Raw genomic sequence first — 25,843 nt, forward strand, 5'->3', positions numbered from 1 at the left:
GGGGAGAGACAGGTCATCCCTGTCTCTCCCCGCACTCCTTTTTCCCCTCGTCGATCTGACGGTACAGGTCCTCCAGCGCATCAGCCAGACCGCCGACCTGGTCGATGAGGCCCAGCCGGACAGCCTCCTGTCCATAGATGACGCTGCCCACGTCGGCGGCCATCTCTCCGGTCTTCAGCATCAGATTCAGAAAATCCTTCCGGCTGATGCGGCTGTTGCGGGCAACGAAGTCCACGATACGCTCCTGGAGCCGGTCGAAATAGTTGTAGGTCTGAGGGGCGGCAATGACGGTGCCGCTCATCCGCACCGGATGGATGGTCATGGCCGCTGAGGGCACGGCGAAGCTGGTCTTGGCCGCCACCGCCAGCGGCACGCCGATGGAATGGCTGCCGCCCAGTACCAGGGATACCGTGGGCTTCCGCATCCCGGAGATCAGCTCCGCAATGCCCAGGCCCGCTTCCACGTCCCCGCCCACGGTGTTCAGCAGGAACAGGACCCCTGCGATGTCGTCGTTCTCCTCCAGAGACGCCAGCAGCGGCATGACGTGCTCGTACTTTGTAGTCTTGGTGTTCTGCCCGGCCGTCATGTGGCCCTCGATCTGTCCCACCACGGTGAGACAGTAGATGTTCCCGTGGGCCGTCCGGGTGACGGCGCTCCCCAGGTCAACCAGCTGTTGGGTCCGGGGTGCGGTATTGTCCTGGTCTTTCTCGGCGGGGGTCTCGCCGACTTTCGTCTGTTCTGTCATAGCTGCTCTCCATTTCCTTGATTTTGTTATGTATTTTTAACCCCTCTTCCTGTTTTCATCCGCTTTCCTTTTTCTTTTTCCTGTGGTATAATTTTATCACTATTTATGAATGATGATTCAATCGTTTTCCTGAAAGGAGTTACATATCATGTGGAAGAAAACCTGTTATCGGATCGTGGTGAAGGTGGGCACCTCCACCCTGACCCATGACACCGGATCGCTGAATTTGCAGAGCATGGAGCGTCTCATCCGGGTGCTGGCGGACCTCAGCGGCTACGGCCATGAGGTGATCCTGGTGTCCTCCGGAGCCATCGCTGTGGGCACCGCCAAGCTGTCCCTGCCGGAGCGGCCCAAGGAGTTGCGGATGAAGCAGGCCGCCGCCGCTGTCGGTCAGTGTCGGATCATGCACATCTACGACAAGCTGTTCTCCGAGTACAACCGCTCCGTAGCCCAGATCCTGCTGACGGGCGACGACGTGGATGATCCCGTCCGGGCGGAGCATCTGTCCAACACCTTCTCCGCCCTGCTGGAGATGGGCGTCATCCCGGTGGTGAACGAGAACGACTCCGTCTCCTCGGCGGAGATCGAGACCGGTCGCCACAAGGTGCTGGGCGACAACGACACGCTGTCCGCCATCGTGGCAAAGCTCTGCAATGCGGATCTGCTGATCCTCCTCAGCGACATCGACGGGCTTTACGAGGCGGACCCCCATACCCATCCGGAGGCGCAGCTGATCCACCGGGTCCCGGCCCTGACGCCGGAGATCCTGGAGATGGCCGGCGGCGCCGGTACCTGGCGGGGCACCGGCGGCATGGCCACCAAGCTCTCCGCCGCCCGCATCGCTATGGGAGCCGGATGCGACATGGTTATCACCAACGGTGCACGAATGGATGACCTCTACCGCATCGTGGCGGGCGAGGATATTGGAACGCGGTTCCTGGCGTCCGGCCGGGAGGAGCACTGACGGAAGGCGGACGGTCCGACCGATGAAAGGAATGATTTTATGACAGCATTGCAGCAGCAGGGAGCGGCGGCACGGACCGCCTCCCGGGTACTGGCTACCGCCGGTACGGCAAAGAAGAACGCGGCCCTGGAGGCCATTGCGAAGACGCTGGAAGCCCGGCAGGACGAGTGGCTGGCGGCCAACGCCCAGGATCTGGACGCCGCCAGAGAGGCGGGGCTGCGCCCTGCCCTGCTGGACCGGCTGACCCTGACCCCGGAGCGGGTGGCGGGCATCGTGGCCGGTGTGCGGCAGGTGGCGGCCCTTCCGGACCCCATCGGCAAGGTGGACCGGATGGAGACCCGTCCCAACGGCCTCATCATCGGACGCCGCCGGGTGCCCCTGGGCGTCATCGCCATCATCTTTGAGGCCCGGCCCAACGTCACCGTGGACGCGGCGGCGCTGTGCCTGAAATCCGGCAACGCCTGCATCCTCCGGGGCGGCAAGGAGGCCATCCGCTCCAACCGCTGCGTGACGGAGTTGATGCGCCAGGCCCTGGAGAGCGCCGGGCTTCCGGCGGACTGCGTCTCTCTGGTGCAGGACACCAGCCATGAGAGTGCCAACGAACTGATGCACCTGGACGGCTATGTGGACGTGCTGATCCCCCGGGGAGGCGCCAATCTCATCCGGGCCGTGGCAAAGGAGGCCAGCGTGCCGGTCATCCGCACCGGCGAGGGCGTCTGCCATGTGTATATCGACCGGGAGGCGGACCTGGACATGGGCGCCCGCATTCTCGTGAATGCCAAATGCTCCCGGCCCTCCGTCTGCAACGCGGCGGAATGCGTCCTGATCCAGGAGGATGTGGCGGCGGCGTTTCTGGAAAAGGCCGTCCCCCTGCTGGACGAATACCATGTGGAGCTGCGGTGCGACGAGACGGCGCTGGGCATTCTGGGCAGCCGGGGCGTGCCTGCCGTGGAAGCGGACTGGGACAGCGAGTACGGCGACTACATCCTGGCAGTCCGGATCGTGAAGGACGCGGCAGAGGCCATCGACTTCATCAACGCCCACGGCACGGGCCACTCTGAGGCTATTGTAACAGCAAACTACTTTACAGCTCAGCATTTCCTGGACGCGGTGGACGCAGCGGCGGTGTACGTCAATGCCTCCACCCGGTTCACCGACGGCGGTGAGTTCGGCCTGGGAGCGGAGATCGGCATCTCCACCCAGAAGATGCACGCCCGGGGCCCTATGGGCCTGGAGGAGCTGACCAGCTGCAAATACGTGGTCTACGGCGAGGGCCAGGTGCGGTAAATCTGCTTTGAGACCGCCTCTTCCCTGCTTCCGTGGATCCTGTAAGGAGGAAAATACAGATGGACGATATGCTTCAGCGGATCCAGGCTATGGAGAGAAACAGTATCCGTCTGCATATTGCCGGACCTGTGCCGGATACCCGATCTTTTACCCGCTTCGGCGGTGTGCCGGATGTCCCCGCCGGGTTCCAGTGGCCGGTGTTTGAGACGGCCACCTATGATGACGATGCGGTGAAGTGCCGTCCGCTGGCCTTTCTGGCCCAGTTCGACTGCGGGGAACTGTCGCCTTACGACAAGGATGGCCTGCTGCCAAAGACGGGCCTGCTGTCCTTCTTCTACGAGCTGGGTTCTCAGCGCTGGGGCTTTGACCCGGCGGACGCGGGCTGTGCCCGTGTGTTCTGGTTCCCGGACACCGCCGCCCTCTCTCCTTCCGCACTTCCCGATGATCTGCCGGAGCCGTACCGTCTGCCCGCTCTGGGGATTGATCTGGCTGCGGAGCCGTCCTGGCCCGACGGCGAAGATTTCTTCGCCTTGTCCGGTGGACAGGGAGACTGGGACACATTTGAAGTAGCCCGTGCCATGGCCGGTGGCGATCTGGAGGTCGGAGATCGCTCCTGCCTGCTGGGCTGGCCGGACACCATGCAGGGAAACATAACCGTGGAGTGCGAGCTGGTGAGCCGGGGCATTTACATGGGCGGCACTGAGCCCATCCCGCAGGATGCCCTGGACGAGGCCCGGCGGACCTCCACCCAGGACTGGCAGCTGCTGTTTCAGCTAGATACTGTCCAGGACGGCGAGTTTGAACTGATGTTCGGTGACTGCGGACGCATCTATTTTTATATTCGCAGAGAGGATCTGCTGGCCCGGCGGTTTGACCGGGTATGGCTGGTCCTCCAGTGCGGATGATTTTCATACAAAGGAACGTGATACCAATGGCTGTTTATGGATTTATCGGCACCGGCAACATGGGCGGTGCCCTGGCCCGGGCTGTATCCCGTAAGGTCTCCCCTGCCCAGGTACTGCTGTCCAATCGGACGGCGGAGAAGGCCCAGGCGCTTGCCGCGGAGCTGGGCTGTCAGGCTGTGGACAATCAGACGGCCGCGGCCCAGGCGGACTATCTGTTTCTGGGCGTCAAGCCCCAGATGATGGCGGACATGCTGGCAGGGATCGCGGAGACCCTGGCCAGACGGGAACAGGCCCCTATTCTGGTGACCATGGCGGCGGGTCTGACCATTGAGAGCATCCGGCAGATGGCCGGCGGAGACTATCCTGTGATCCGCATCATGCCCAATACCCCCGCTTCCATCGGCGAGGGCATGATCCTCTACGCCGTTGGGAGTGGTGTCCCGGAGGACGCTGTGGAGACCTTCCTCGCCGACATGTCCGGCGCAGGCAAGTTCTCCCTGCTGCCGGAGCATCTCATCGACGCGGGCAGCGCCGTGTCCGGCTGCGGGCCGGCCTTTGTGGACCTGTTCATCGAGGCGCTGGCGGACGGCGGCGTGGCCTGCGGCCTGCCCCGGGCCAAGGCACTGGAATTCGCCGCTCAGATGGTACTAGGCTCTGCCAAGCTGGTGCTGGAGACTGGAAAGCATCCCGGCGAGCTGAAGGACGCCGTCTGTTCTCCCGGCGGCACCACCATCCAGGGCGTCCGTGTTCTGGAGAAGCAGGGCTTCCGGGCGGCGGCCATGGACGCCGTCATCGCCGCCTACGAGATGACGGTGGCGCTGAAAAAGTAAGAAATACACGCAAAGGAGCCTCCCATCCGAAAAGATGGGAGGCTCCTCATTTTCGCGTTATTGTGTTATTCCGCCTGATAGACGGCCTTCATGCCCTTATAGGTCTCGTAGCAGTCCAGTTTTGCCACCACTTCGAAGGGGGCGTGCATGCTCAGCACCGGCACACCGGCGTCCAGCGTGGTGATGTTCCGGTTGGCCATATACATAGCCACGGTGCCGCCGCCGCCGGCGTCCACCTTGCCCAGTTCGGCGATCTGCCACAGGACATCCGCGTCGTCGAACAGATGGCGGACGTAGGCCACCGTCTCGGCGCTGGCGTCGGAGGCGCCGGACTTGCCCCGGGCGCCGGTGTACTTGCACAGGCCCACGCCGTAGTTCAGATAGGCGGAGTTCCGCTTCTCGTACACGTCGGAGAAGTTGGGATCAAAGGCCGCCGTCACGTCCGCGCTGAGGCAGAAGGACTTCTCAAAGCACACCCGCAGAGGCACGTCCTGGGCGTCGCACAGGTCCTCCATAAAGGTGTCAAAGGCGGCGGACTGCATGCCGGTGACGCCATCGGAGCCAATCTCCTCCTTGTCTGCCAGAATGCAGACAGCGGTCTTCTCCGGCGTCTCCTCCAGATCCAGCAAGGCCCGGAGAGCCGCAAAGGCGCACACCCGGTCGTCGTGGCCGTAGGAGCCGATCATGGAGCGGTCCAGACCGATGTCGCAGGCGTTGGCGGCGGGAACGGCCTCCAGCTCCGCGGAGGTGAAGTCGTCCTCCGTGATGCCGTACTTCTCGTTGAGGATCTGCATGACCGCCAGCTTCACCCGGTCACTGCCCTCATCGTCTCCCACCGGACGGCTGCCCAACAGAATGTTCAGAGTCTCGGCGGGGATTGCCTGGGCCAGGGGCTTCTTGGCCTGCTCCGCGCCCAGATGGGGCAGCAGGTCTGTGATCACCAGTTTGGGGTCCCCGGCGTCGTGGCCGATGTTGACGGTCACATTGGTGCCGTCCTTCAGGGCGATGACACCGTGAAGTTCCAGCGGAATGGTGGGCCACTGGTACTTCCGCAGTCCGCCGTAGTAGTGGGTCTTGAAATAGGCCAGCTCCGTGTCCTCATACAGCGGATTGGGCTTCAGGTCCAGCCGGGGAGAGTCGATATGGGCGGCGGCGATCTGGGCACCCTCCTCCAGGGTCTTGTTTCCCAGATGGGCCAGCATCACGGACTTGCCCCGGTTGCAGACATACACCTTGTCGCCGGACTTCAGGGCCATGCCCCGCTCGTAGGGGACATAGCCCGCCTTCTTTGCCAGCATGATGATCTGCTCCGCGCAGAGCCGCTCCGTCTTGCCGCTGTCCAGAAACCGCTTGTAGTCCTCACAGTAGGCTTCCATGGCCTCCACATCGGCCTTCTTGATCTCATCCCAGCCGTTCTTCTTCCGGGAGAACAGCTTTTTCTTCAGATCCTTGTTCTTGTCAGACATTGTCCATCAAAACCTCCAAATGCGCTTACAGCGCAGAAATTATGGTCCGGTCACACAGCGCCGTGCTGCTGTTCCTCCCGGATCTGCTCCACCAGCTTTTCGAAGAACTTCCTGGCTTCCGCCTGGAATGCCTCCGGTGTGGCCGCGGCGTTTTCCAGTTCGCAGTCACAGTGTTCCCGGTAATAGTCGTCGGACTTCTGGGCACCAATCCGCATCCGGGCATACCGCTCGTCGATGCCGTCCCGTGCCATGATGCGGCGGACCCGCAGCTCCAGCGGCGAGGTCACCGCCACGGTACGGTCGCAGAGCTCATCCAGTCCCGCTTCCACCAGAGAGATGGCGTCGATGGCGCAGATCCTGGCGGAGTTCTCCTGAATGCGGCGCTCCAGCTCCGGCTTCACGAACCGGAGCACGATGGCGTTGAGCCGCTCCAGACGGGTCTTGCTGCTGAACACGATCTCCCCCAGCCGCTGGCGGTCCAGGGTGCCGTCGGGGGCGAAGACGTGGCCGAACTCCGCGGTGATGGCCTGCTGAAGGCCCCGGTCCGTCCGAAGCATCCCATGATAAACCTGGTCGCAGTCCAGCACCTGGCCGCCCATGGACTCAATGGCCCGGAGGGCGCTGGTCTTGCCGGAGCCGGTGCCGCCGGTGATGCCGATGATGACCCGGCCATCGTCGGCGTCCACCACATGGAAGCCCGCGGCCTTTTTCAGCCGGTTGTTGATGGCCAGACCCAACCCACGGTTGTCGGGGCACTGGGCGAAGATTTCGGAGACGCCGCTGCCGTCAAAGGTCCGGAGGGCATCGAAGACCCGCTGGGCCTGGGCCTGTTTGTCGCCGCTGGGGCCCAGGGTGTGGACCTCATGTCCCGGAAACAGCGGGGCGTATTCGTCAAAGCAGATGACGCCCGCGCCCTCCGTGAGACGGCGCTTGATCTCCTGAGCCGACTTCTCCGGCGCGCCTGTGACCACGGTCACAGGCGCCTGGGGCGCGTAGTGGCGGTATTTCATGCCGGGGGCCTTGGGCTTCTCCCCCTCCGTCAGGGGCATGGTGACGGCCTTGTCCACCTCCACTTTGCCCAGCACGTTCTCCAGCTCTTCCAGCGGCAGTCCGCCGGGACGCAGCAGACGGGGCGGATCGCAGGTCAGATCCAGAATGGTGGACTCCACGCCCACGGCGCAGGGACCGCCGTCCACGATGCCGTCGATCTTTCCGTTCATATCCTCCAGCACGTCCGCGGCACAGGTGCAGCTGGGCCGTCCGGAGGTGTTGGCGCTGGGCGCCGCCACAGGCACGCCGGCCTCCCGGATGACCGCCAGTGTGACGGCGTGGTCCGGGCAGCGGACGCCCACGGTGTCCAGTCCGGCGGTGGTCTCGTCGGGCACCACCGGATTCCGCTTCAGGATCATGGTCAGGGGTCCCGGCCAGAACCGTCGGGCCAGCTCATAGGCTAGCGGCGGCACGTCCACGCAGTACCGGGTCAGCCACTGGGGACCGGGAACGTGGATGATCAGGGGATTGTCCTGGGGACGTCCCTTGGCCTCGAAAATCTTCCGGACGGCCTTGCCGTCCAGGGCGTTGGCGCCCAGGCCATACACCGTCTCCGTGGGGATGGCCAGCAGCCCGCCGTGGCGGAGGATGGCCGCAGCCTCCATGATCTGGTCCTCGATCTCTTTTCTGGGACGCTTCGTGTCCCGCAGATCAAATAGTCTCGTTTCCATTGTATCGCCTCTATCTCTCCTCCCCGGCTGTCCCGGGGAGATTCTGTCCCGTTTCCGTGGGTTCAAAACCGGAGGAAGTTACGCTTCTCCCCCGTTTTTCAGCTTCTCCGCCTGGCTGGCGGTGACCAGTGCGTCGATCAGCTCGTCCAGATCGCCGTCCAGAATTGCGTTCAGCTTGTACAGCGTCAGCCCGATGCGGTGGTCCGTCACCCGGCCCTGGGGGAAGTTGTAGGTCCGGATGCGCTGGGAGCGGTCTCCGCTGCCCACCTGGCTCTTTCGCTCCGCGGCCTCCGCGGCCTCCCGTCTCTGCCGTTCCTCCTCATAGAGCTTGGAGGCCAGGATGCGCATGGCCTTGTCCCGGTTCTGGAACTGGCTCCGCTCCTGCTGGCACTCCACCACCGTGCCGGTGGGCTTATGGATCAGCCGGACGGCGGAGGAGGTCTTGTTGACATGCTGTCCGCCGGCGCCGGAGGAACGGAACACCTGCATCTCGATATCCGCCGGATTCAGCTCCATGTCCACTTCTTCCGCCTCCGGCAGCACCGCCACCGTGGCGGCGGAGGTGTGGATGCGGCCGCCGGACTCCGTCTCCGGCACCCGCTGCACCCGATGGACGCCGCTCTCAAACTTCAGCCGGGAGAAGACGTCCGTGCCCTCAACCAGCAAGGAACACTCCTTTACACCGCCCAGCTCCGTTTCACTGAGGCTGACGATATCCAATCCCCAGCCTTTGGACTGGGCGTACATGGTGTACATCCGCAGAAGGGCGGCGGCAAACAGCGCGCCCTCCTCGCCGCCGACGCCGGCCCGGATCTCCATGACCACGTTCCGGCGGTCGTTGGGGTCCCGGGGCAGCAGCAGGATCCGCATCCGGTCCTCCAGCTCCTCCAGACGGCGCTGGGCCTCCGCAAACTCCTCTTTGGCCAGCTCCCCCATCTCCGGGTCGCCCAGCAGGGACCGGGCGGATTCCCGGGCAGCGGAAGCCTCCTCATATTGATGGTACGCCTCCGCCAGCGGCTCCAGCTCCCGCAGCTCCTGATTCAGCGCCCGCAGCTTGTCCGGATTTCCGTAGACGGCGGGATCCGTCAGCTCCTCGCTGCGCAGATCATATTTTTGGGCCAGCTCTCTCAGTTTGTCCAGCATTTTGATTCTCCTTCCTGATCATCAAAATCAGAAAGGGACGCTATTCCGCCGCCAGCAGCTCCTGCACCTGCCGGAGGAAATCCTCCTCCCAGAACACATATCCCACGGAGCCGCTGCGCAGAGAGACTGCCGCCTGATGGGGACGGGCGGTATAGCCGTCCATCTGACGGTAGACGTCCTCGCACTTTTCCTCGCTGCTGCGGGTGACCACATAGGCCACGTTCTTCAGCTTCCTGCCGTAGGCCTTCAGAAAGGCTCGCATGACGGAACTGCACCGTCCGGCCCACACCGGTGTGCCCAGGATCACCAGCCGGTATTCCTCCAGCGGCTTGCAGGTCTCAAAGGAGTTCAGAGGGGCGGTGTTCTTCTTCACGGCGTCCAATCCGCAGCGGATCCAGCCCCGCCAGCCGCCCCGGGCCACGTTGTCGGTGATGCCCACCACCTCGGCGTCCAGGGCCTCGCCGATCTCCTCCATGGCCTTTCCGGTGTGGCCTGTCCGGGAATAGTAAATACACAATACGTCGCTCATATCGGCCTCCAAATGCGCCAGGGGGCGCCGAAAATCAGTCAAATATCACGGTTTTCACAACCGCAAATGCTTCCCGCAGATAGTAGTTCGCGCTGAGGTGCTTCCACGGCAGCTTCGCCGGGATGCCCAGCGTGGCACCATAGCCCGCCTTCTGTGCCGCCAACCGGGCGCGGGCCACGTGGAAGTCGTTGGTCACCACGGCCACGGAGTCCTCCGCCGTGTCAATCCCCCGCGCCTCCAGCAGCGAACTGGAATAGGCGAAATTCTCCGCCGTGTTGGTGGCCTGTTCCTCCAGGATCAGACGATCGCCGTCCACGCCGTGGGCGGTGAGCCAGTCGTACATGCACTGGGCCTCGGTGATGTCCTCGCCGTAGCCCTGACCGCCGGTGAGCACCGCCGGAATGTCCGGGTGCTGCTCCAGATAGTCCAGCGCCGCGTCCAGACGGGTCCGCAGGGCCATGGAGGGCGTGGTGCCGTTGACGCCGGCCCCCAGGACCACCACCGCGTCCGTGGGCAGGACCGACCAGTTCCGCGTTCCCTCCTGGACAACGAACATCTCAATGGAGATCAGCACCGCCAGCGCAAGGGTCAGAACACCGTAAAATACCCGCCGGACGATCTGCCAGCACCGCTCGCCCCCGGCCTGCCGGTCCAGAAAGACGGAGAGCGCCAGCAGCGCCGCCGTGCCCAGCAGGAGGAATCCGGAGAACCGCATTCCCAAGCCGCGCACCAATATCAGAACCAGACCAACAAGGACCAGCACCACCGCCATAACCAGACGGATCTGCCCCGTCTCCCGGCGCTTTCCGCGGTAATTTGCAACTTTAACCCTCTGCCGCCTCACTCAAACTCTCCCACTTCTCGTACAGGGCGTCCAGCTCTGTCTGGGCGTCCTCTTTCTCTTTCAGCAACGCGTTCAGCTTCTCGTAATCGCAGGCCGCGGCCTCCATGTCGGCGTCCAGCTTTTCCAGCCGCTCCTCCGCTTTGGCGATGTCCCTCTCGCAGATGGTCAGCTGCCGCCGGGCCGCCTGCTGGGCCTTGTTTCCACGGGGCTTTTCTGTGATGGTCTTCTCCTTTACAGCAACTGGTTCCGCTTTCTTTTCCGCCGCTTCCTGTGCCTTCACCGCCCGGTACTGGGTGAAGCCCATGGGATAGTCGGTGATGGTGCCGTCCGCCAGCTCCCAGATGCGGGTGGCGAAGCGGTTGATAAAGTAGCGGTCGTGGCTGACGAACAGCAGCGTCCCGTCGTAGGCCTCCACCGCCTCCTCGATCCACTCCCGGGAGTCGATGTCCAGATGGTTGGTGGGCTCGTCCAGGATCAGCAGATTGATCTCATCGTCCATCAGCATACACAGCCGCAGGCGGCTCTGCTCACCGCCGGACAGGACGGACACCGGCTTCAGCACATCCTCGCCCCGGAAGTCATAGGCCGCCAGACGGTTCCGGGCGGACTGGGCCGACAGGCCCTTTTTGGCGGCCATCATGTTCTCCACCAGATTCCAGTCCGGATGGTCGAAATGGATGATCTGGGGCAGATACGCCGCCTTCACCTGGGGACCAATGCGGATGCGGCCGTCGTCGGGGTACTCCTCGTCCATGATCATCTTGATGAGGGTGGACTTGCCGGTGCCGTTGTCGCCGATGAGGGCAATGCGCTCGCCACCCTCGATCTTCAGGCTGATGTGGTCGAACAGATGCTTGTCCCCGAAGGATTTGGCCAGATTCCGGAGGGACAGAACCTCGTCTCCGTGGAACTCCGCCGCGTTGAACCGGGCATCCATCTTCCGGGCCTTGGTGGGCTTGGAGGTGGTGCGCATCCGCTCGATGCGCTTTTCCATGGAGATGGCCCGGCGGTAAGTCTTGTCCATGCCCTGAAATGCCCACAGCCGTAGCTGTTCCGCTGATTTTTCCAACTGCTCGATCTTGGCCTGTTCCTTTTCGTACTGCTTCATCCGCTCCTGATAGCGGCGCTCCTTCTCCACAGCGTAAAAGCTGTAGTTGCCGCTGTAGAACTCCGCCTTGCCGCCGTTGATCTCAATGACCCGGGTGACGATGCGGTCCAGGAAATAGCGGTCGTGGGAGATCACCAGCACCGTTCCCCGGAAGCCCCGGATATACTCCTCCAGCCACTCCGTGGCGTGAAGGTCCAGGTGGTTGGTGGGCTCGTCCAGCAGCAAGATATCCGTGTCCTCCAGAATGAGACGGCCCAGGTTGACCCGGGTCTTCTCGCCGCCGGAGAGACTGGCGAACTCCTGCTGCCGCATGGCCTCGGAGATGGACAGGCCGTTGGCCACCTTGTTGACGGCCACGTCCGTGTCGTATCCGCCGAAGGCCTCGAATCTCTCGTTCAGAGCGCCGTACCGCCGCAGGATGGCCGGGTCGCTCTCCCCCGCCGCCATTCTGGCGGCCAGTTCCTCCATCTCCGCCGCCAAATTGTGGAGCCGGGAGAAGGCGGTGCGCAGCACATCCTCCACCGTATAGCCCTCGGGGTACACGGGGATCTGGGAGATCAGCCCCAGACGGCGGCCCTTTCCCACCATCACGGTGCCCTCGTCCCAGTCCAGCTCCCCGGTCAGGATCTTGAACAGGGTGGTCTTGCCCGCGCCGTTCCGGCCCAGAAGTCCCACCCGCTCGCCCTGGTCGATCTGAAAGGTCAGTCCGTCCAGGATATTCTTTCCGATTTCAAAGGACTTTACCAGCCCTTCGATCTGTATCTCGATCATACTTTCCTACTCAACTGATAAATATTTGTCAGCGGCTGAGCTGCTCCACCAGCCAGCCGAAGTGCATGGCGTGGGATGCCTTGATGAGCATCACCGTATTGTCTCCGAAGCTGTCCCGGATGGAGGCCAGCGCCTCCTCCTTGGTGGCAAAATGCCAGACCTGGCCGCCGCTGTTCTCTGTGCCCTCGGCGATCTTGGCGGCCTTGGCGCCCACGGCGAACACCTGATCGATGCCCAGCATGGCCGCCAGCGCGCCGATGTTGTAATGGGCCTGATCCGTCAGCGCCCCCAGCTCGCCCATGTCGCCCAGCACGGCGATCTTACAGTCGCACTCCGTCTTCGCCAGGATCTCCAACGCCGCGGTCACGGACTGGGGGTTGGCGTTGTAGCAGTCGTCCAGGATGGTCCGGTTCCCCGGCAGGTTCACCAGCCGCATCCGGGAGCCGGTGGGCTCATAGCTGGCCACGCCCCGGATGATCTCCTCCGGCGTCAGCCCCAGCCGTTCGCCCACGGCCACCGCCATGGAGGCTGAATACACCATGTGTTCGCCGGGAGCGGGGATCTCCAGACGGTAGGTGTTGTTCTCCGTCTCCACGTCGCAGGTGATGCCGCCCACGCCGTGGTCCTGAGTGTCCGTCACCCGGACGGAGCAATGGGCGGACCGGCCGCACCGGACGGTCTGGAAGGGCAGCTCCAGCGTATCCAGCAGCGCGTCGTCGCCGTTGAGGACCGCGAGACCGCCGGGCTTCAGATTCTCGAAGATCTCGCTCTTGGCCTGGAGAATGCCATCCCGGCTGCCCAGATACTCGATGTGGGCGTCGCCGATGTTGGTAATGACGGCGATGTCCGGCTGGACCATCTCCCCCAGATAGCGGATCTCGCCGAAGTGGTTCATGCCCGTCTCGATGACCGCCGCCTGATGCTCCGGTGTCAGCTGGAACAGCGTCAGGGGCGTGCCGATGTCGTTGTTGAAGTTCTCCGGCGTTTTCAGCGTCCGATACCGGGCAGACAGCACCGCCGCGATCATCTCCTTGGTGGTGGTCTTCCCCACGCTGCCGGTGATCTGGACGAAGGGGATGTCGAACCGCTCCCGGTACGCCTTCGCCAGGGCCTTCAGAGCCAGACGGGTGTCCTCCACCTGAATGTAGAATTTGTCCGGGCGCAGCGTCTCCGGAAGTCTGGCGCACAGACAGCCCGCCGCGCCGGCGTCCAGCGCCATGTCGATGAAGCGGTGTCCGTCGAAATTCTCGCCCGCCAGCGGGATGAACAGGCATCCCTGCCGGATCTTCCGGCTGTCAGTGGACACCTCCGTCACAGCGGGAAGCCCCTCCTGCGGATTCTGCCACACACCGCCCACCGCGGTCTCGATCTCTTTTACTGTAAACGGCTGCATATTGCCCTCCACGCGCCACGCAGGCACTGAAATGAAATCATCCCGGTCATGCTTATCCTCTCCGCCGGATATGGGCGGACAGCTCCAGAATCTCCTGGCAGACGTCGGCGTAGCTCATGCCAACGGCGGCGGCCTCCTTGGGGACGAAGCTGGTGGGCGTCATCCCCGGCAGGGAGTTGGCCTCCAGGCACCAGAGCCGTCCCTCCTGATCCAGGATCATGTCCGTCCGGGAGTAGACCTCCAGTCCCAGACAGCGGTGGACCCGCAGGGCCAGCTCTCCCGCCGCGGCCATCTGCTCCGGCGTCAGATCCGCCGGGCAGGTCTCCAGCGCGGCGCCCGCCTGATATTTGGCAGTGTAGTCGAATTCCTTCCCGGCAGGCACGGTCTCCACCGCAGGCAGCCACCGGTCGCCCAGCACGGCCACCGTCAGCTCCCGGCCGTAGATGCGCTCCTCCACCAGCGCCTTGCTGCCGTAGCGCAGGACCTCCAGAAGCGCCGCTTTCAGCGCCGCCCGGTCCTCCGGCAGATAGACGCCCAGAGACGAGCCGCCGCCGGGAGTCTTCACCACACAGGGCATGGGCAGCTCCTCCGCCAGACGGTCCACGTCCTCGGCATAATCGGCAAGCAGCCGCCACTTGGGGGTGGGAATGCCCGCCGCGTCCATCAGCTGCTTGGAGACCGTCTTATCCATGGCCACGGCGGAGGCCAGATGGCCGGAACCGGTATAGGGCACGCCCAGCAGGTCCAGCGCCGCCTGAATGCGGCCGTCCTCGCCGTCCTCGCCGTGGAGGCCCAGGAACACCATGTCCGCCGCCGCGCAGACGTCCAGCACGTGGGGCCCCAGATGGCTGGGGCCCTGGTCCGGACGGCTCCGGCGCACGGCCTCCAGGTCCGGTGCCTCCGTTCGGATGGCCGCGTCGGGGCACAGTCCGTCCGGCGCGTCAAACAGCGTCTCCAGATTCGCGGGGACCGTGTTCAGTCCCAGGAACATATCCACCAAAATGGCCCGGTGGCCCTTCTCCCGCAGCGCCCGGCAGATGCCGGTGCCTGATACCAGGGAGACCTCCCGCTCTGTTGAGATGCCGCCGGCCAATACAACGATCTTCATGCGATTCCTCTTTTCTCACACTCTGTGCAGTCTCTATCCAAGGCTATGTCAGTCTCACACAGTTTAGCACAGCTATCCCCGAAATACAACCAAAAACGGCTGAAATGTGCGTATTACATGGCAATGTAGGGCAGGACCATGGACGCCAGCAGGGCGAATATCATGACCGCCACCAGGATCAGGGCCATGATCCGGGTCTTCTTGTTCATCGATTCGGTTCCTCCTCCCGTGTCAGAATCTTGCGGATGCTCTTCTCCGCTTTGCTGCGGGGAAGCATCAGCTCATGGCCGCAGCCCAGGCAGCGGAGCTTGATATCCATGCCCACCCGCAGGATCTCCCATTGGGTGCTGCCACAGGGATGGGGCTTTTTCAGTTCCACATGGTCGTGAAGATGCAGGTCCATGGTCGTTCCTCCTGTCAAACTGCCGCGCTGCGGCGCATAAGATGGTCTGTAACCGCGCCGGACGCGAACTGTGATCACTTGATCAATGATGGATCATAAAAGGTGTGTGATGAAATAATGCCGGAAAACAACATCTATCTCCCGGAGGGGCTGCGGCCCCAGACGGCTCTGACGCTCCCGGCTCTGCGGGAGGCCATGGCGGAGCGGACAATCCTGGAGGGACCGGTGGTCCGCTGTGACAGCCGCCGGGACCTGTATATCGATCTGGGCGGCATCCGGGGGCTCCTGCCCCGGGAGGAGGCCGTGGCCCCGTGGATCAGCGGCTCCGGACGGGACATTGCCCTTCTGAGCCGGGTGGGAAAGCCCGTTTGCTTCTTTGTGACGGACATCAGCGCCGACGAAAAGGGCGCCCCTGTGGTCCGGCTCTCCCGCCGGGCCGTACAGGAACAGGCGAAGGAATGGTTCCTCTCCGCCCTGGGGCCCGGTTCGGTGGTCTCCGCCGTGGTGACGCATCTGGAGTCCTTCGGCGCTTTCCTGGACATCGGCTGCGGCATCGTCGCCATGCTGCCCATTGAGAACATCTCCGTCTCCCGCATCCCACATCCCGCTGTCCGGTTCCGGACAGGGCAGCGGATCCTGGCGGCGGTGGCCGACGTGGACCCCGCCGTTCCCCGGTTCACCATGACCCATAAGGAGCTGCTGGGCACCTGGATGGAGAATGCCAGCCGCTTCCATCCCGGTGACACGGTTCCGGGGGTGGTCCGGTCCGTCAAGGACTACGGCTGCTTTGTGGAGCTGACGCCCAATCTCTCCGGTCTGGCAGACCGGAAGGCCGGTGTGCGGGAGGGCGACCGGGTCTCCGTCTATATCAAGAGCATCCGGCCGGAGCGGATGAAGATCAAGCTACACATCATCGAGACGCTGCCGCCGGAGACGGCCATCCCGCCCCTGCGCTATCAGATCACCGACGGCCAGCTGGAGCGGTGGGTCTACTCCCCGCCAGGCTATGAAAAGGAACCTGTGGAGACGGTGTTTACTGATCCGTCCCCTTGATCTTCTCCCAGTAGGCCCTGGCGGCCTGCTCGTTCTTGTTGGGGCCGTACTCATAGTACCGCGCGTTCCGGATGGCGTCCGGAAGATACTGCTGGCGGACCCAGTGGTTGGGATAGTCGTGGGGATAGAGATAGTGCTGCTTATTGTCAAAGCCCGTGGTGTCGGCGTGGACGTTCTGGAGCTGTCGGGGAATGTCCCCGGTGCGCCCCGCCCGGACGTCCGCCATGGCGCGGTCGATGCCCGCCTCCACGCTGTTGGACTTGGGGGCCGTGGCCAGCAGAATGGCCGCCTGGGCCAGCGGCAGCCGCGCCTCCGGAAGGCCCAGCTGCATGGCCGTGTCCACGCAGGCCTTCACGATGGAGACGGCCTGGGGATAGGCCATGCCCACGTCCTCACTGGCGGAGCACAGCAGACGGCGGCAGGGCGTCACCAGATCGCCCGCCTCCAGGAACCGGGCCAGATAGTGCAGCGCCGCGTCCGGGTCGCTGCCCCGCAGGGACTTCATCAGGGCGGAGGCGATGTCGTACATGGCGTCGCCGCCCTTGTCGTACCGCATGGCGCTCCGCTGGGCCACCTGCTCCGCGTCCGCCATGGTCAGGGTCAGCGTTCCGTTCTCCGGCGACGCCGCCCGGCACAGCAGCTCCACGGCGTTGATGGCCTTCCGCACGTCTCCGCCGCAAGCCGTGGCGATCTGGAGCGGGACTTTCTCCTCCCACTCCAGGGGCAGGGGCGACCGCTCCTGCTCGATGCGCAGTGCCCGCTCCACGGCGGGCAGCGCCTCCTCCGGCATCACCTGCTTGAACTCAAACACCGTGCTGCGGGACAGCAGGGCGCTGTATACGTAGAAATAGGGGTTCTCCGTGGTGGAGGCGATGAGCGTCAGGGAGCCGTTCTCCATGAACTCCAACAGGCTCTGCTGCTGCTTCTTGTTGAAATACTGGATCTCGTCCAGATACAGCAGAATGCCGCCGGGGGCCAGCAGGGTCCCCACGTCGGCGATGATGTCCTTGATGTCCTGCAAGGACGCCGTGGTGGCGTTGAGCCGGTGGAGGGTCTTGTTGGTCTGTCGGGCGATGATATTGGCAATGGTGGTCTTCCCGGTGCCGGAGGGGCCGTAAAACACCATATTGGCGTCAGCGCCGCTCTCAATGAGCCGGCGCAGTACCGCGCCGGGGGCCAGCAGGTGCCGCTGTCCCACCACCTCGTCCAAAGTCTTGGGACGGATCTCATCCGCCAGGGGACGCTGCATGGCGTGCCCTCCTTTCCTGTTCTCCCGGCAATACTTACCGAGGGTAATCATATATTATAGCACAACCGTTCTGTGGATTCTACAGAAAAATCAAAGGTTTTTCCATATCCCGCTGCCTTTTGGTTTTGCTGCATTTTCCTCTCGCAAACTGTCGGATTTTGTGGTATCCTGTCCCTTGAGGTGACCGCCATGAAATCGAAAGCCGCGCTGAACCGTATTATTGAAACGCTGAAAGAACTCTATCCCGACAGTCTCTGCTCCCTGCAATACGAAAAGGACTACGAGCTGCTGTTCGCCGTCCGTCTGGCCGCACAGTGTACCGACGAGCGGGTGAACAAAGTGACGCCCGCCCTGTACGCCCGGTTCCCCTCCCTGGAGAGCTTTGCGGAAGCCGATCCCGAGGAGGTGGGCGAGTACATCCACTCCTGCGGCTTTTTCAACGGCAAGGCCCGGGACATCGTGGCCTGCTCCAAAATGCTGCTGGAGCAGTTCGGCGGCAAGGTCCCCGGCACCATGGAGGAGCTGACGTCCCTCCCCGGTGTGGGCCGCAAGACCGCCAACCTGATCCTGGGCGACGTATACGGCCAGCCCGCCTACGTCTGCGACACCCACTGCATCCGCATCACCGGCCGTCTGGGCATCACCGACGGCTCCAAAGACCCCGTCCAGGTGGAGCGACAGCTGCGGGAGGTCCTTCCGCCCAAGGAGTCCAACAACTTCTGCCACCGCATGGTGCTGTTCGGCCGGGACACCTGCACCGCCCGCAGCCCCAAATGCGAGGGCTGTCCGCTGGCAAAGGACTGCGACACCCGGAAAGCGGCAAAAAAAGCATAGGGGATCGGAAACGTGCCTGCGCGCGGCCCACGCAGGCACGTTTTTTGCGCCCGGCACATATACTGCAATGAAGCGCCGGCGGGGCGGACGATGTCTGCCGGCGCGGGGGATGCTAACATTTCTGCTGGCGCATGGAGGCTTCATATGGACGAAAAGACGAAACAGCTCATTGAGACACTGAAAAACAATCCGGGCACCGTTCAGGCGCTGTTCCGCACCCAGGACGGACAGAATCTGATGCGGATGCTGACCCAGGAGGATCACGGCGCGGCCCTCCAGCGGGCGGCCCAGAGCGCCGCCCGGGGCGACACCTCCGAGATGGCCCGGATGGTGTCCCAGATCATGCGCAGCCCCGAGGGGGTGGCGCTGGTCCAGCGCATCAACAAGGCGGTCCAGAAATAACCGGAAGGAGGGACGGCGGCGTGTCGGAATTTGATGAGAAACTGAATGCGCTGCTGTCCAATCCCGACAGCATGGCGCAGATCATGCAGCTGGCCCAGTCCCTGTCCGGACAGGGCGGCGGACCCGCGCCCCAGCAGCAGGCGGCGCCCCCTCCCCCACCGCCTCCGCCGCAGACACCGCCGTCGCCGCCTTCCGGCGGAAACGGGGATATCCTGTCCGCGCTCTCCGGCGGACTGGACCCGCAGATGCTGACCCGCCTGATCCCGGTGATCCAGGAGTTGGGCCGCAGCGACAACAGCAGCGCCAGACAGCTGCTGGGCGCCCTGCGCCCCTATCTGCGCCAGGACCGTCAGGAGAAGATCGAGCGGGCGCTCCAGCTGGCCCGCATCATCCATATCGGAAAGAAATTCTTGTCCAGCTGGGAGGGATGACAGGTGTATAACCGCTATATCCGCAACGACCGGGGGTCCTACACCCGCGTCCCGGAGGAGCCTGAGCGCCCTCAGAAGCCGCCGAAAAACGGTCCGGACACCCCCCCGCCGCCTCCACCGTCGAAAGCGGACCCGCCCCGCGGCGGGCATCCCCATCCGGAGGGAACCGGCGGACCCGCCGGCGGACCGCCGCCCGGCGACTTCGGGCCGGATGGGCCGGGCGCATGGGATACCAGCGGTCCATCCTCCCAGCGGGACACCAGCGACATCATCAGCCGGCTTCTGCGGCATCTGCTGGACCGGTTCCATCTGGAAAGCGTGGACACCGGGGATCTTCTGCTGCTGATCCTGCTGTTTCTCCTGTACGAGGAGAAGGCGGATGAGGAGGTCCTGTTCGCCCTGGGATTGCTGCTGATCCTGTAAAATGGACTGTTCATACGAAAACACCGGACTCCTTCTTCCGGCGCGGCGCGCCGCGTTGGGAAGGGAGTCCGGTGTTTGATTGTTCTATAGGCTTATTTCCGGCGCTCCGCCAGCACATCCGCCAGCGTGCGGAGAAACTCCGTATCACCCTGCCAGTTCCCCTGGTCCAGGGCGGCTTTGGCCTTTTCCGTATAGTCCAGCACCCGGCGCTCGCACTCCTCCGTGCCCAACAGCGTCACATAGGTGGTCTTCTCGTTGGAGGCGTCGGAGCCGATTGGCTTGCCGAACTCCGCGGCGTCGCCGATCACGTCCAGGATGTCGTCCCGGATCTGGAAGGCCAATCCCAGGTTGGTGGCGTAGTCCCTGGCGGCATTGAAGCAGGACTCGTCCACCGCCCGACGGCCCATGGAGGCCGCAACGCCCATGAGACAGGCCGCCCGCAGCAGTGCGCCGGTCTTCTTATCGTTGATGGCCGTCAGTTCCGCCTCCGTGTGGGACTGCCCGTCCCCCAGGGTGTCCTCATACTGACCGCCGCACATGCCCTGCTCTCCGGCGGCCTCCGCCAGAACGCGGGCCGCCAAGGCTTTGGACATGGCCCCGCCGCCGTGCCGCCAGGTCCCGTCGGCGGACAGCACCGTCTGAAAGGCCGCCGCCTGTAAGGCGTCGCCCGCCAGCGTAGCCGCGCACTCGCCGTAGACCTTATGATTGGTGGGCCGTCCGCGGCGCAGATCGTCGTTGTCCATACAGGGCAGGTCGTCGTGGATGAGAGAATAGGTGTGAAGCATTTCTACTCCACAGCCAAAGTCCAGAGCCTCCTCCGGCGTTCCGCCCGCCGCTTCACAGAACTTCATGGCCAGCACGGGCCGGATGCGCTTGCCGCCGGCCAGCAAACTGTACCGCATGGCCTCCTGCAATCCGCCGCCGGGAAAGAACTCCGCCAGACGGCGCTCCACCATCTGCCGCGCCTCATCCATCTGCCGCTGAAATTCCAGCTGTTCCATAGTAACCACCTGTTCCGCCGCTGTGCGCGGCATCCTTCAAAATCAAAATTTTCCCCGAAACGGGAACACTTCTTTATCCAATCCGGCCCGGAGACTGCTCAGCCCTCGCTGTCAAAGGGCAGCTCCACCGGCGCGCCGTCGGGGCCCTTCATCAGCTTGACCACCTTCTGCTCCGCCTGATCCAATTCTTTCGAGCAGGACGCGATGAGCTTCGTCCCCTCCTCAAACAGGGTCAGAGAATCCGCCAGCTGGGCGTCCCCCGCCTCCAGCAGAGAGACGATCTCCTCCAGACGGGCGATCTGTTCCTCAAAGGTCTTTTTCTTCTGTGCGCTCATGGCTTGTCCTCCGTCTCTTATTTCCGCTATCCGCAAAGGCGCGGTCCACCGTGCAGGACAGTCCGCCCTCGCCCAGGACCACAGTCACCGGCGTGCCGGAGGGCGCGTCCTGCCAGCTCCGGACCAATGCACCGTCCTCCTTCTGCACCATGGCGTAGCCCCGGCCCAGGACCTTCAGGGGGCTCATGGCGTCCAGAGACGCCGCCAGAGCAGAAAACTTCTGCCGCCGCAGAGACAGCGTGTGGTTTTCCAGATCCCCCAGCCGCTGCTGCAAATGGGTCAGCAGCATCCGCTTGTCCTGGACATAGGCCAGCTGGTCCCGCATCACCCTGCGGGAGGACAGGGTTTCCACCCGCTCCCGCAGGGCTTTCAGACGCTTTGTCTCCGCCTGCTCCATCCGTTCGCCGGCACCGTGGAGCCACCGTAGCAGCTCCGCCTGATCCGGCACGGCGATCTCCGCCGCGTTGGAGGGCGTGGACGCTCTGGCGTCCGCCACAAAGTCCGCGATGGTCACGTCCGGCTCATGGCCTACGGCGGAGATAACGGGAATCTCCGATTCATAGATGGCCCGGGCCACCCGCTCGTCGTTGAAGGCCCATAGGTCCTCCATGGAGCCGCCGCCCCGTCCGGTGATGAGGACGTCTCCCACCTTCCAGCGGTTGGCGTAGCGGATGGCGCCCACGATCTCCGGCGGGGCCTCCGCGCCCTGTACCCGCACCGGCAGCAGGACCACCTTGGCCAGGGGGTACCGACGCCCCAGGATGCGGATCATGTCGTGGACCGCTGCTCCGGCGGAGGACGTGACCACGGCGATCCGTTCCGGATAGGCGGGCAGCGGCTTCTTGTGGGCCGGGTCGAACAGCCCCTCGGCATACAGCTTCTGCTTCAGCTGCTCAAAGGCCAGGGCCAGATCCCCCACGCCCTCCGGCGAGAGGGAATTGCAGTACAGCTGATAGGCGCCGTCCCGCGGGAACACCGTGATGCGGCCCTGGGCGATGACCTTCATGCCGTTCTCCGGCCGGAACCGCAGCCAGGATGCCTGTCCCCGGAACATGACGCACCGAAGGGCGCCGCCAGTGTCCTTCAGCGTGAAGTAGTGGTGTCCCGAGGGGTATATTTTGTAGTTGGACAGCTCTCCCCGGACGTAGATGTCCTGTAAGGCGGGCACACCGTCCAGCAGGGACTTGACGAACTCGTTGACCTGGGAGACGTCATAAATGGTCTGTTCCAAAGGGATCCTCCTTCCTGCGCCCGGTGCGGGAGACGCTTATGCCAGCCGCTCGATCAGCGCCACGGCCTGGGCGGACATTCCGGAGCCGTCGCCGGTGAAGCCCAGATGCTCCTCAGTGGTGGCCTTCACGTTCACCTGCTCCTCCGGGATGCCCAGACACTCCGCCATGTTCCGGGCCATCTGCGCCTTGTAGGGCGCGATCTTCGGGGCCTGGGCCACCAGCGTGGCGTCGATGTTCACCACGGCCCAGCCCTGCTCCCGGAGACGCTCCCCCACCCGGCGAAGCAGTTCCAGACTGGAGATGCCTTTATAGCGGTCATCGGTGTCCGGAAACAGCTTGCCGATGTCCCCCAGCTTTGCCGCGCCCAGCAGCGCGTCCATGACGGCGTGAGTCAGCACGTCGGCGTCCGAGTGGCCGTCCAGGCCGCGGTCATAGGGTACCCGGACGCCGCCCAGGATCAGGTCCCGGCCGGATATCAGCCGGTGGACGTCGTATCCCTGTCCGATCCGCAGAGTTGTCATATTGCGTAAAACCTCCCGTTTGTTGACCCGCAGCCGTTTACCGGCTTTGCAGGAGCGCCGCCGCGATGGTCATGTCCAGCGGCGTGGTGATCTTCAGATTGGCTTCGTCGCCCTCCACCAGATAGACCACCTTGCCCAGACGCTCCACGGCGGAGCAGTCGTCCGTCAGCTCCGCGCCGGCTTCCAGCGCGGACTGCAAGGCCGCCTTCAGCAGATCCGCCTCAAAGATCTGGGGCGTCTGGATCGCCCGCAGCGTACTGCGGTCCAGCGTCTCCCGGACGGTGCCGTCCGCTGCCACCTTGATAGTGTCCTTCACAGGAATGGCGGGAGCGGCGGCGTTGCACCGGGCGGCCTTCTCCGCCACGGCGTCGATGAGGGCCGGCGTCACCAGCGGACGGGCACCGTCCTGCACCGCCAGCAGCTCCGTGCGGGGATCGGCCTCCAGAGCCGCCCGGAGGACCGATTCCTCCCGGCTGTCTCCGCCCCGGACCACTTTCACCGGCTTTTGGATGCCGTAAGTACGGCACAGTTCGGAGAACGGCAGGATGTCCTCCTCCCGGGCGGCGATGACGATGGCATCCACCCGGGAGGCCAGATCCAGCGCCGTCAGTGTGCGGGCCAGCACCGGCACGCCCTCCAGCGGCAGCAGCAGCTTGTTGACCTCCCCGCCCATGCGTGTGGAGCTGCCTGCCGCCGCCACGATGGCCGTGCAGAAAGGCCGCTGCGCCTCCTGGAACCGTCTGAAAAAGCCCATGTCCATCCTCCCTCTCCGATGATCTCATAATACCGGTATTATACCGCCTGACGGCGCACTTGGCAAGGGAAATCGGGGTTCCGGCATCGAAGGGAAAATCATCTCTATAACGAAAGACGGAACGGCCCTGCCGTTCCGTCTTTTATCCAGTCGTTCAATCAGTCGTTGTCCCAGTTGTGCCAGACGTTCTGCACGTCGTCGTTGTCCTCCAGGAAGTCGATGAGACGCTCCATATTGTGGACATCGCCCTCGGAGGTGAGGGTCACGTAATTCTGAGGCACCATCTCGATGTCAGCGTTGACGAAGGTATAGCCCTTGGCCTCCAGTGCCTTGACCACGTCGTTGAAAGCGTCGGGCTCTGTGGTGATCTCCAGTGCGGAACCGTCGGCCTCGAAATCAGAGGCGCCGGAGTCCAGCGCGTCCATCATGACGGCGTCCTCGTCCAGCTCGCCGTCCTCGTTGTCGATGACGATGACGCCCTTGCGGTCAAAGGACCAGGACACGCAGCCCTGGGCGCCCAGGTTGCCGTTGCACTTGTCAAAATAGTGCCGGACCTCGGGAGCGGTGCGCTGACGGTTGTCCGTCAGGGCCTCCACGATGACGGCCACGCCGCCGGGGCCGTAGCCCTCATAAGTAACGGACTCGTAGTTGTCGGTGTTGCCGGCGCCAAGAGCACGGTCGATGGTGCGCTTGATGTTGTCGTTGGGCATGTTGACGGCCTTGGCCTTGGCAATGACCGTGGCCAGGCGGGAGTTGTTGGCGGGATCGCCGCTGCCGCCGCCCTCTTTCACCGCCACGATGATCTCCTTGGCGATCTTGGTGAAGGCGGCGCTGCGCTTGGCGTCAGCGGCACCCTTGGTCTTCTGAATATTATGCCATTTGGAATGTCCGGACATAGTTGATTACTCTCCTTCTACATAGTACTGAATGACTTCCCGATGGGAGGCCGATTTTTCGAGATACAGCGCCGGAAACAGTTTCCGCAGCTCCGACAGGATGACAGGGCACACCACATCTTCCGTGGGGAAGTGCCCGGCGTCGATGACGTTGATGCCTTTGGGTTTCGCGTCCAGGAACTGGTGATAGCTCAGATCCGCCGTGACAAAGGTGTCGCAGCCGGCGGCGATGGCCAGATCCATGTACTCCCCGCAGGCGCCGCCGCCTACCGCCACCCGGTGGACGGGCTTTCCGGCGTCGGCATACCGCAGGCCGTTGCAGCTCAAGGCTGCGGAGACGCGCTTTACAAATTTGCCGAGTGGAACGGGGCCGCAGGACAGGGTGCCCGTCCGTCCGATGCTATCGGGCGTCAATGGCCCAGGATCGACCACCCCCAGTGCCTCTGCCAGGGCATCGTTGACACCGCCCATGGCGGCATCCAGATTGGTATGCATGCAAATTCCCGCCAGGTCCTCCCGCACCATACGGCGCAGCAGACGGCCCTGGGGCGTATCCTCTCGGAGGGTCTGCACCGGCAGCCATTTGCAGTTCATCACCGGATGATGAGCCACGATCAGCTGGCAGTGCTTTTCCAGTGCCTCCGCCGCCACATCCTCCGTGATGTCGAGGGCCACCAGGACCCGGGAGACCTCCCGGTCGGGATCTCCCACCAAAAGGCCCACATTGTCCCAGTCCATGGCCAGTTCTTTCGGGGCAAAATCAAACAGTGACTGTTCGATTTCACGGACAGTTGGCATGCCGCCACTCCTCTCTCATTTCCATCAGCGCGGTGATCTCCGCCCGGAGACGGTCCGCTTTTTCCCTGCCGGCCGGATCCGTTGAGCGGTTCATCCCCGCCACAGCGCTCAGCAGACGGACGATCTTCTCAATCAGATACCGGTCTCCCAGCGGGTCCTCCAGCAGCCGGACGCCGCCCAGAAGCTGGCCAAGAGACAGGTCCATCTCCCCTGCCCGGACCTCCATCACCGGATACAGCGTCCCACGGTCCAGGACCAGGGCCTCCCGGACGATGGCGTAGTGATGCTCCATCAGGAATCGCCGTAGCGTTTCCGCATGGGTCATGGGCTGGAGCAGCAACATGTGGCGGCCGTCTGCCGTCCAAGGAGCGGCGGTCAGAATGGAGGCGATGTTCTCCCCTCCCATCCCAGCGATGGCCACCGTGTCGCACTCCTCCGGCGTGATGGCGGAGAGACCGTCGCACAGCCGGTAGTCGATGCCCTCCGCGCCATAGACGCGGCCCGTCTCCCGGGCACGGTCCAGCGGGCCGGGGCGCAGGTCGCTGGCAATGGCATGGACCACGCGGCCATGGAGCCGCAGCCACACGGGCAGATAGCCGTGATCCGTGCCAACGTCAGCGAGCTTTGCGCCCTGGGGCACCCAATCCGCCAGCAGACGCAGCCGGGGAGAGAGTTCCAGTTGTCTTGCCATAGTCCC

28 protein-coding genes are annotated in these 25,843 nt (G+C 63.9%); 9 read left to right on the plus strand and 19 right to left on the minus strand.

Translation table 11 applies throughout. The features are described 5' to 3' along the window. Positions 1-13 precede the first annotated feature (13 nt). On the minus strand, positions 14-745 hold the full coding sequence (locus ACTNBU_RS00170) for a ClpP family protease (RefSeq protein ID WP_441029430.1): 732 nt from the start codon (positions 743-745) through the stop codon (positions 14-16). A gap of 148 nt (positions 746-893) precedes the next feature. On the opposite strand from ACTNBU_RS00170, the gene proB reads away from it, so the two are divergent. From proB to proC, 4 genes are read left to right on the plus strand one after another with little or no spacing between them, the layout of a single operon-like run. Beyond that, positions 894-1,709, plus strand: coding sequence for a glutamate 5-kinase (proB, locus tag ACTNBU_RS00175; protein WP_441029433.1), 816 nt, complete (start codon positions 894-896; stop codon positions 1,707-1,709). A gap of 39 nt (positions 1,710-1,748) precedes the next feature. Then, the gene (locus ACTNBU_RS00180) at positions 1,749-2,996 is read left to right on the plus strand and encodes a glutamate-5-semialdehyde dehydrogenase (RefSeq protein ID WP_441029436.1); all 1,248 of its coding nucleotides are present in this window, start codon (positions 1,749-1,751) and stop codon (positions 2,994-2,996) included. Positions 2,997-3,055: 59 nt separating this feature from the next. Further along, positions 3,056-3,901, plus strand: a complete 846-nt coding sequence (locus ACTNBU_RS00185; RefSeq protein ID WP_441029439.1) for a YwqG family protein — start codon at positions 3,056-3,058, stop codon at positions 3,899-3,901. A 26-nt stretch (positions 3,902-3,927) separates the two neighbouring features. Further along, the gene (gene proC, locus ACTNBU_RS00190; RefSeq protein ID WP_441029442.1) at positions 3,928-4,731 is read left to right on the plus strand and encodes a pyrroline-5-carboxylate reductase; all 804 of its coding nucleotides are present in this window, start codon (positions 3,928-3,930) and stop codon (positions 4,729-4,731) included. Between the two features lie 65 nt (positions 4,732-4,796). Here proC and ACTNBU_RS00195 read toward each other — a convergent pair whose 3' ends face one another. The 9 genes from ACTNBU_RS00195 to ACTNBU_RS00235 form a co-directional block, all read right to left on the minus strand. Next, positions 4,797-6,197 (minus strand): aminopeptidase, encoded by a 1,401-nt coding sequence (locus ACTNBU_RS00195; protein ID WP_441029445.1) that lies wholly within the window; start codon positions 6,195-6,197, stop codon positions 4,797-4,799. A 50-nt stretch (positions 6,198-6,247) separates the two neighbouring features. Beyond that, positions 6,248-7,918, minus strand: a complete 1,671-nt coding sequence (locus tag ACTNBU_RS00200) for an L-threonylcarbamoyladenylate synthase (RefSeq protein WP_441029448.1) — start codon at positions 7,916-7,918, stop codon at positions 6,248-6,250. 78 nt (positions 7,919-7,996) lie between these two features. Continuing rightward, positions 7,997-9,061 carry a peptide chain release factor 1 gene (prfA, locus tag ACTNBU_RS00205; protein ID WP_441029451.1) on the minus strand — a complete coding sequence of 355 codons (1,065 nt, stop codon included), beginning with the start codon at positions 9,059-9,061 and terminating at the stop codon, positions 7,997-7,999. Between the two features lie 40 nt (positions 9,062-9,101). Then, positions 9,102-9,590, minus strand: coding sequence for a flavodoxin family protein (locus ACTNBU_RS00210; RefSeq protein WP_441029454.1), 489 nt, complete (start codon positions 9,588-9,590; stop codon positions 9,102-9,104). A 34-nt stretch (positions 9,591-9,624) separates the two neighbouring features. Continuing rightward, entirely contained in the window at positions 9,625-10,434 is an 810-nt protein-coding gene (locus ACTNBU_RS00215) for a YdcF family protein (RefSeq protein WP_441029457.1), read from the minus strand. Next, the gene (gene abc-f, locus ACTNBU_RS00220) at positions 10,415-12,313 is read right to left on the minus strand and encodes a ribosomal protection-like ABC-F family protein (protein ID WP_441029460.1); all 1,899 of its coding nucleotides are present in this window, start codon (positions 12,311-12,313) and stop codon (positions 10,415-10,417) included. Before abc-f ends, ACTNBU_RS00215 begins: the two co-directional genes overlap by 20 nt. A 28-nt stretch (positions 12,314-12,341) precedes the next feature. Then, complete coding sequence (locus ACTNBU_RS00225) at positions 12,342-13,706, minus strand: UDP-N-acetylmuramoyl-tripeptide--D-alanyl-D-alanine ligase (RefSeq protein WP_441029463.1); 1,365 nt, start codon at positions 13,704-13,706, stop codon at positions 12,342-12,344. A 52-nt stretch (positions 13,707-13,758) separates the two neighbouring features. Then, a complete protein-coding gene (locus ACTNBU_RS00230; protein WP_441029466.1) occupies positions 13,759-14,814 on the minus strand; it encodes a D-alanine--D-alanine ligase family protein in 1,056 nt (351 codons plus the stop codon). A 205-nt stretch (positions 14,815-15,019) separates the two neighbouring features. Beyond that, complete coding sequence (locus ACTNBU_RS00235) at positions 15,020-15,217, minus strand: DUF951 domain-containing protein (RefSeq protein ID WP_441029469.1); 198 nt, start codon at positions 15,215-15,217, stop codon at positions 15,020-15,022. Between the two features lie 117 nt (positions 15,218-15,334). On the opposite strand from ACTNBU_RS00235, the gene ACTNBU_RS00240 reads away from it, so the two are divergent. Further along, a complete protein-coding gene (locus ACTNBU_RS00240) occupies positions 15,335-16,270 on the plus strand; it encodes a S1 RNA-binding domain-containing protein (RefSeq protein ID WP_441029472.1) in 936 nt (311 codons plus the stop codon). Here the strand turns inward: ACTNBU_RS00240 and ACTNBU_RS00245 are convergent. Next, positions 16,251-17,519, minus strand: a complete 1,269-nt coding sequence (locus tag ACTNBU_RS00245) for a replication-associated recombination protein A (RefSeq protein ID WP_441029475.1) — start codon at positions 17,517-17,519, stop codon at positions 16,251-16,253. The two genes, ACTNBU_RS00240 and ACTNBU_RS00245, sit on opposite strands and share 20 nt — an antisense overlap. Positions 17,520-17,708: 189 nt before the next feature. Here ACTNBU_RS00245 and nth point away from each other — a divergent pair, with 189 nt between their 5' ends. The 4 genes from nth (at position 17,709) to ACTNBU_RS00265 (ending at position 19,609) form a co-directional block, all read left to right on the plus strand. Continuing rightward, positions 17,709-18,353, plus strand: a complete 645-nt coding sequence (gene nth, locus ACTNBU_RS00250) for an endonuclease III (protein ID WP_441029478.1) — start codon at positions 17,709-17,711, stop codon at positions 18,351-18,353. Between the two features lie 144 nt (positions 18,354-18,497). Continuing rightward, a complete protein-coding gene (locus ACTNBU_RS00255) occupies positions 18,498-18,755 on the plus strand; it encodes a hypothetical protein (RefSeq protein WP_441029481.1) in 258 nt (85 codons plus the stop codon). 20 nt (positions 18,756-18,775) lie between these two features. Next, complete coding sequence (locus tag ACTNBU_RS00260) at positions 18,776-19,186, plus strand: hypothetical protein (RefSeq protein WP_441029484.1); 411 nt, start codon at positions 18,776-18,778, stop codon at positions 19,184-19,186. A 3-nt stretch (positions 19,187-19,189) separates the two neighbouring features. Continuing rightward, positions 19,190-19,609, plus strand: coding sequence for a hypothetical protein (locus tag ACTNBU_RS00265; protein WP_441029487.1), 420 nt, complete (start codon positions 19,190-19,192; stop codon positions 19,607-19,609). 92 nt (positions 19,610-19,701) lie between these two features. Here the strand turns inward: ACTNBU_RS00265 and ACTNBU_RS00270 are convergent, their stop codons facing one another. From ACTNBU_RS00270 to ACTNBU_RS00305, 8 genes are all read right to left on the minus strand, one after another. After that, positions 19,702-20,610: a polyprenyl synthetase family protein gene (locus ACTNBU_RS00270; RefSeq protein ID WP_441029490.1), complete on the minus strand. Its 909-nt coding sequence runs from the start codon at positions 20,608-20,610 to the stop codon at positions 19,702-19,704. A 98-nt stretch (positions 20,611-20,708) separates the two neighbouring features. Further along, a complete protein-coding gene (gene xseB / locus ACTNBU_RS00275; protein WP_441029493.1) occupies positions 20,709-20,945 on the minus strand; it encodes an exodeoxyribonuclease VII small subunit in 237 nt (78 codons plus the stop codon). Next, the gene (gene xseA, locus ACTNBU_RS00280) at positions 20,917-22,176 is read right to left on the minus strand and encodes an exodeoxyribonuclease VII large subunit (protein ID WP_441029496.1); all 1,260 of its coding nucleotides are present in this window, start codon (positions 22,174-22,176) and stop codon (positions 20,917-20,919) included. Before xseA ends, xseB begins: the two co-directional genes overlap by 29 nt. A 36-nt stretch (positions 22,177-22,212) precedes the next feature. Continuing rightward, on the minus strand, positions 22,213-22,689 hold the full coding sequence (gene ispF / locus ACTNBU_RS00285; RefSeq protein WP_441029783.1) for a 2-C-methyl-D-erythritol 2,4-cyclodiphosphate synthase: 477 nt from the start codon (positions 22,687-22,689) through the stop codon (positions 22,213-22,215). 46 nt (positions 22,690-22,735) lie between these two features. Continuing rightward, positions 22,736-23,452: a 2-C-methyl-D-erythritol 4-phosphate cytidylyltransferase gene (gene ispD / locus ACTNBU_RS00290; protein WP_441029499.1), complete on the minus strand. Its 717-nt coding sequence runs from the start codon at positions 23,450-23,452 to the stop codon at positions 22,736-22,738. 158 nt (positions 23,453-23,610) lie between these two features. Continuing rightward, a complete protein-coding gene (locus ACTNBU_RS00295) occupies positions 23,611-24,348 on the minus strand; it encodes a YebC/PmpR family DNA-binding transcriptional regulator (protein ID WP_441029502.1) in 738 nt (245 codons plus the stop codon). Positions 24,349-24,354: 6 nt separating this feature from the next. Further along, positions 24,355-25,146, minus strand: coding sequence for a Nif3-like dinuclear metal center hexameric protein (locus ACTNBU_RS00300; RefSeq protein ID WP_441029505.1), 792 nt, complete (start codon positions 25,144-25,146; stop codon positions 24,355-24,357). Beyond that, a complete protein-coding gene (locus tag ACTNBU_RS00305) occupies positions 25,130-25,837 on the minus strand; it encodes a tRNA (adenine(22)-N(1))-methyltransferase (protein WP_441029508.1) in 708 nt (235 codons plus the stop codon). Before ACTNBU_RS00305 ends, ACTNBU_RS00300 begins: the two co-directional genes overlap by 17 nt. Positions 25,838-25,843 lie beyond the last annotated feature (6 nt).

It is taken from the genome of Dysosmobacter sp. HCP28S3_G4, from assembly GCF_052065175.1.
GTDB lineage: Bacteria > Bacillota > Clostridia > Oscillospirales > Oscillospiraceae > Oscillibacter.

Bases quoted from the DNA above. Each gene is read 5' to 3' on its own strand.
- ACTNBU_RS00170 (WP_441029430.1), bottom strand. From the start codon at position 745: ATGACAGAACAGACGAAAGTCGGCGAGACCCCCGCCGAGAAAGACCAG.
- proB (WP_441029433.1), top strand. From the start codon at position 894: ATGTGGAAGAAAACCTGTTATCGGATCGTGGTGAAGGTGGGCACCTCC.
- ACTNBU_RS00180 (WP_441029436.1), top strand. From the start codon at position 1,749: ATGACAGCATTGCAGCAGCAGGGAGCGGCGGCACGGACCGCCTCCCGG.
- ACTNBU_RS00185 (WP_441029439.1), top strand. From the start codon at position 3,056: ATGGACGATATGCTTCAGCGGATCCAGGCTATGGAGAGAAACAGTATC.
- proC (WP_441029442.1), top strand. From the start codon at position 3,928: ATGGCTGTTTATGGATTTATCGGCACCGGCAACATGGGCGGTGCCCTG.
- ACTNBU_RS00195 (WP_441029445.1), bottom strand. From the start codon at position 6,197: ATGTCTGACAAGAACAAGGATCTGAAGAAAAAGCTGTTCTCCCGGAAG.
- ACTNBU_RS00200 (WP_441029448.1), bottom strand. From the start codon at position 7,918: ATGGAAACGAGACTATTTGATCTGCGGGACACGAAGCGTCCCAGAAAA.
- prfA (WP_441029451.1), bottom strand. From the start codon at position 9,061: ATGCTGGACAAACTGAGAGAGCTGGCCCAAAAATATGATCTGCGCAGC.
- ACTNBU_RS00210 (WP_441029454.1), bottom strand. From the start codon at position 9,590: ATGAGCGACGTATTGTGTATTTACTATTCCCGGACAGGCCACACCGGA.
- abc-f (WP_441029460.1), bottom strand. From the start codon at position 12,313: ATGATCGAGATACAGATCGAAGGGCTGGTAAAGTCCTTTGAAATCGGA.
- ACTNBU_RS00225 (WP_441029463.1), bottom strand. From the start codon at position 13,706: ATGCAGCCGTTTACAGTAAAAGAGATCGAGACCGCGGTGGGCGGTGTG.
- ACTNBU_RS00230 (WP_441029466.1), bottom strand. From the start codon at position 14,814: ATGAAGATCGTTGTATTGGCCGGCGGCATCTCAACAGAGCGGGAGGTC.
- ACTNBU_RS00235 (WP_441029469.1), bottom strand. From the start codon at position 15,217: ATGGACCTGCATCTTCACGACCATGTGGAACTGAAAAAGCCCCATCCC.
- ACTNBU_RS00240 (WP_441029472.1), top strand. From the start codon at position 15,335: ATGCCGGAAAACAACATCTATCTCCCGGAGGGGCTGCGGCCCCAGACG.
- ACTNBU_RS00245 (WP_441029475.1), bottom strand. From the start codon at position 17,519: ATGCAGCGTCCCCTGGCGGATGAGATCCGTCCCAAGACTTTGGACGAG.
- nth (WP_441029478.1), top strand. From the start codon at position 17,709: ATGAAATCGAAAGCCGCGCTGAACCGTATTATTGAAACGCTGAAAGAA.
- ACTNBU_RS00255 (WP_441029481.1), top strand. From the start codon at position 18,498: ATGGACGAAAAGACGAAACAGCTCATTGAGACACTGAAAAACAATCCG.
- ACTNBU_RS00270 (WP_441029490.1), bottom strand. From the start codon at position 20,610: ATGGAACAGCTGGAATTTCAGCGGCAGATGGATGAGGCGCGGCAGATG.
- xseB (WP_441029493.1), bottom strand. From the start codon at position 20,945: ATGAGCGCACAGAAGAAAAAGACCTTTGAGGAACAGATCGCCCGTCTG.
- ispD (WP_441029499.1), bottom strand. From the start codon at position 23,452: ATGGGCTTTTTCAGACGGTTCCAGGAGGCGCAGCGGCCTTTCTGCACG.
- ACTNBU_RS00295 (WP_441029502.1), bottom strand. From the start codon at position 24,348: ATGTCCGGACATTCCAAATGGCATAATATTCAGAAGACCAAGGGTGCC.
- ACTNBU_RS00300 (WP_441029505.1), bottom strand. From the start codon at position 25,146: ATGCCAACTGTCCGTGAAATCGAACAGTCACTGTTTGATTTTGCCCCG.
- ACTNBU_RS00305 (WP_441029508.1), bottom strand. From the start codon at position 25,837: ATGGCAAGACAACTGGAACTCTCTCCCCGGCTGCGTCTGCTGGCGGAT.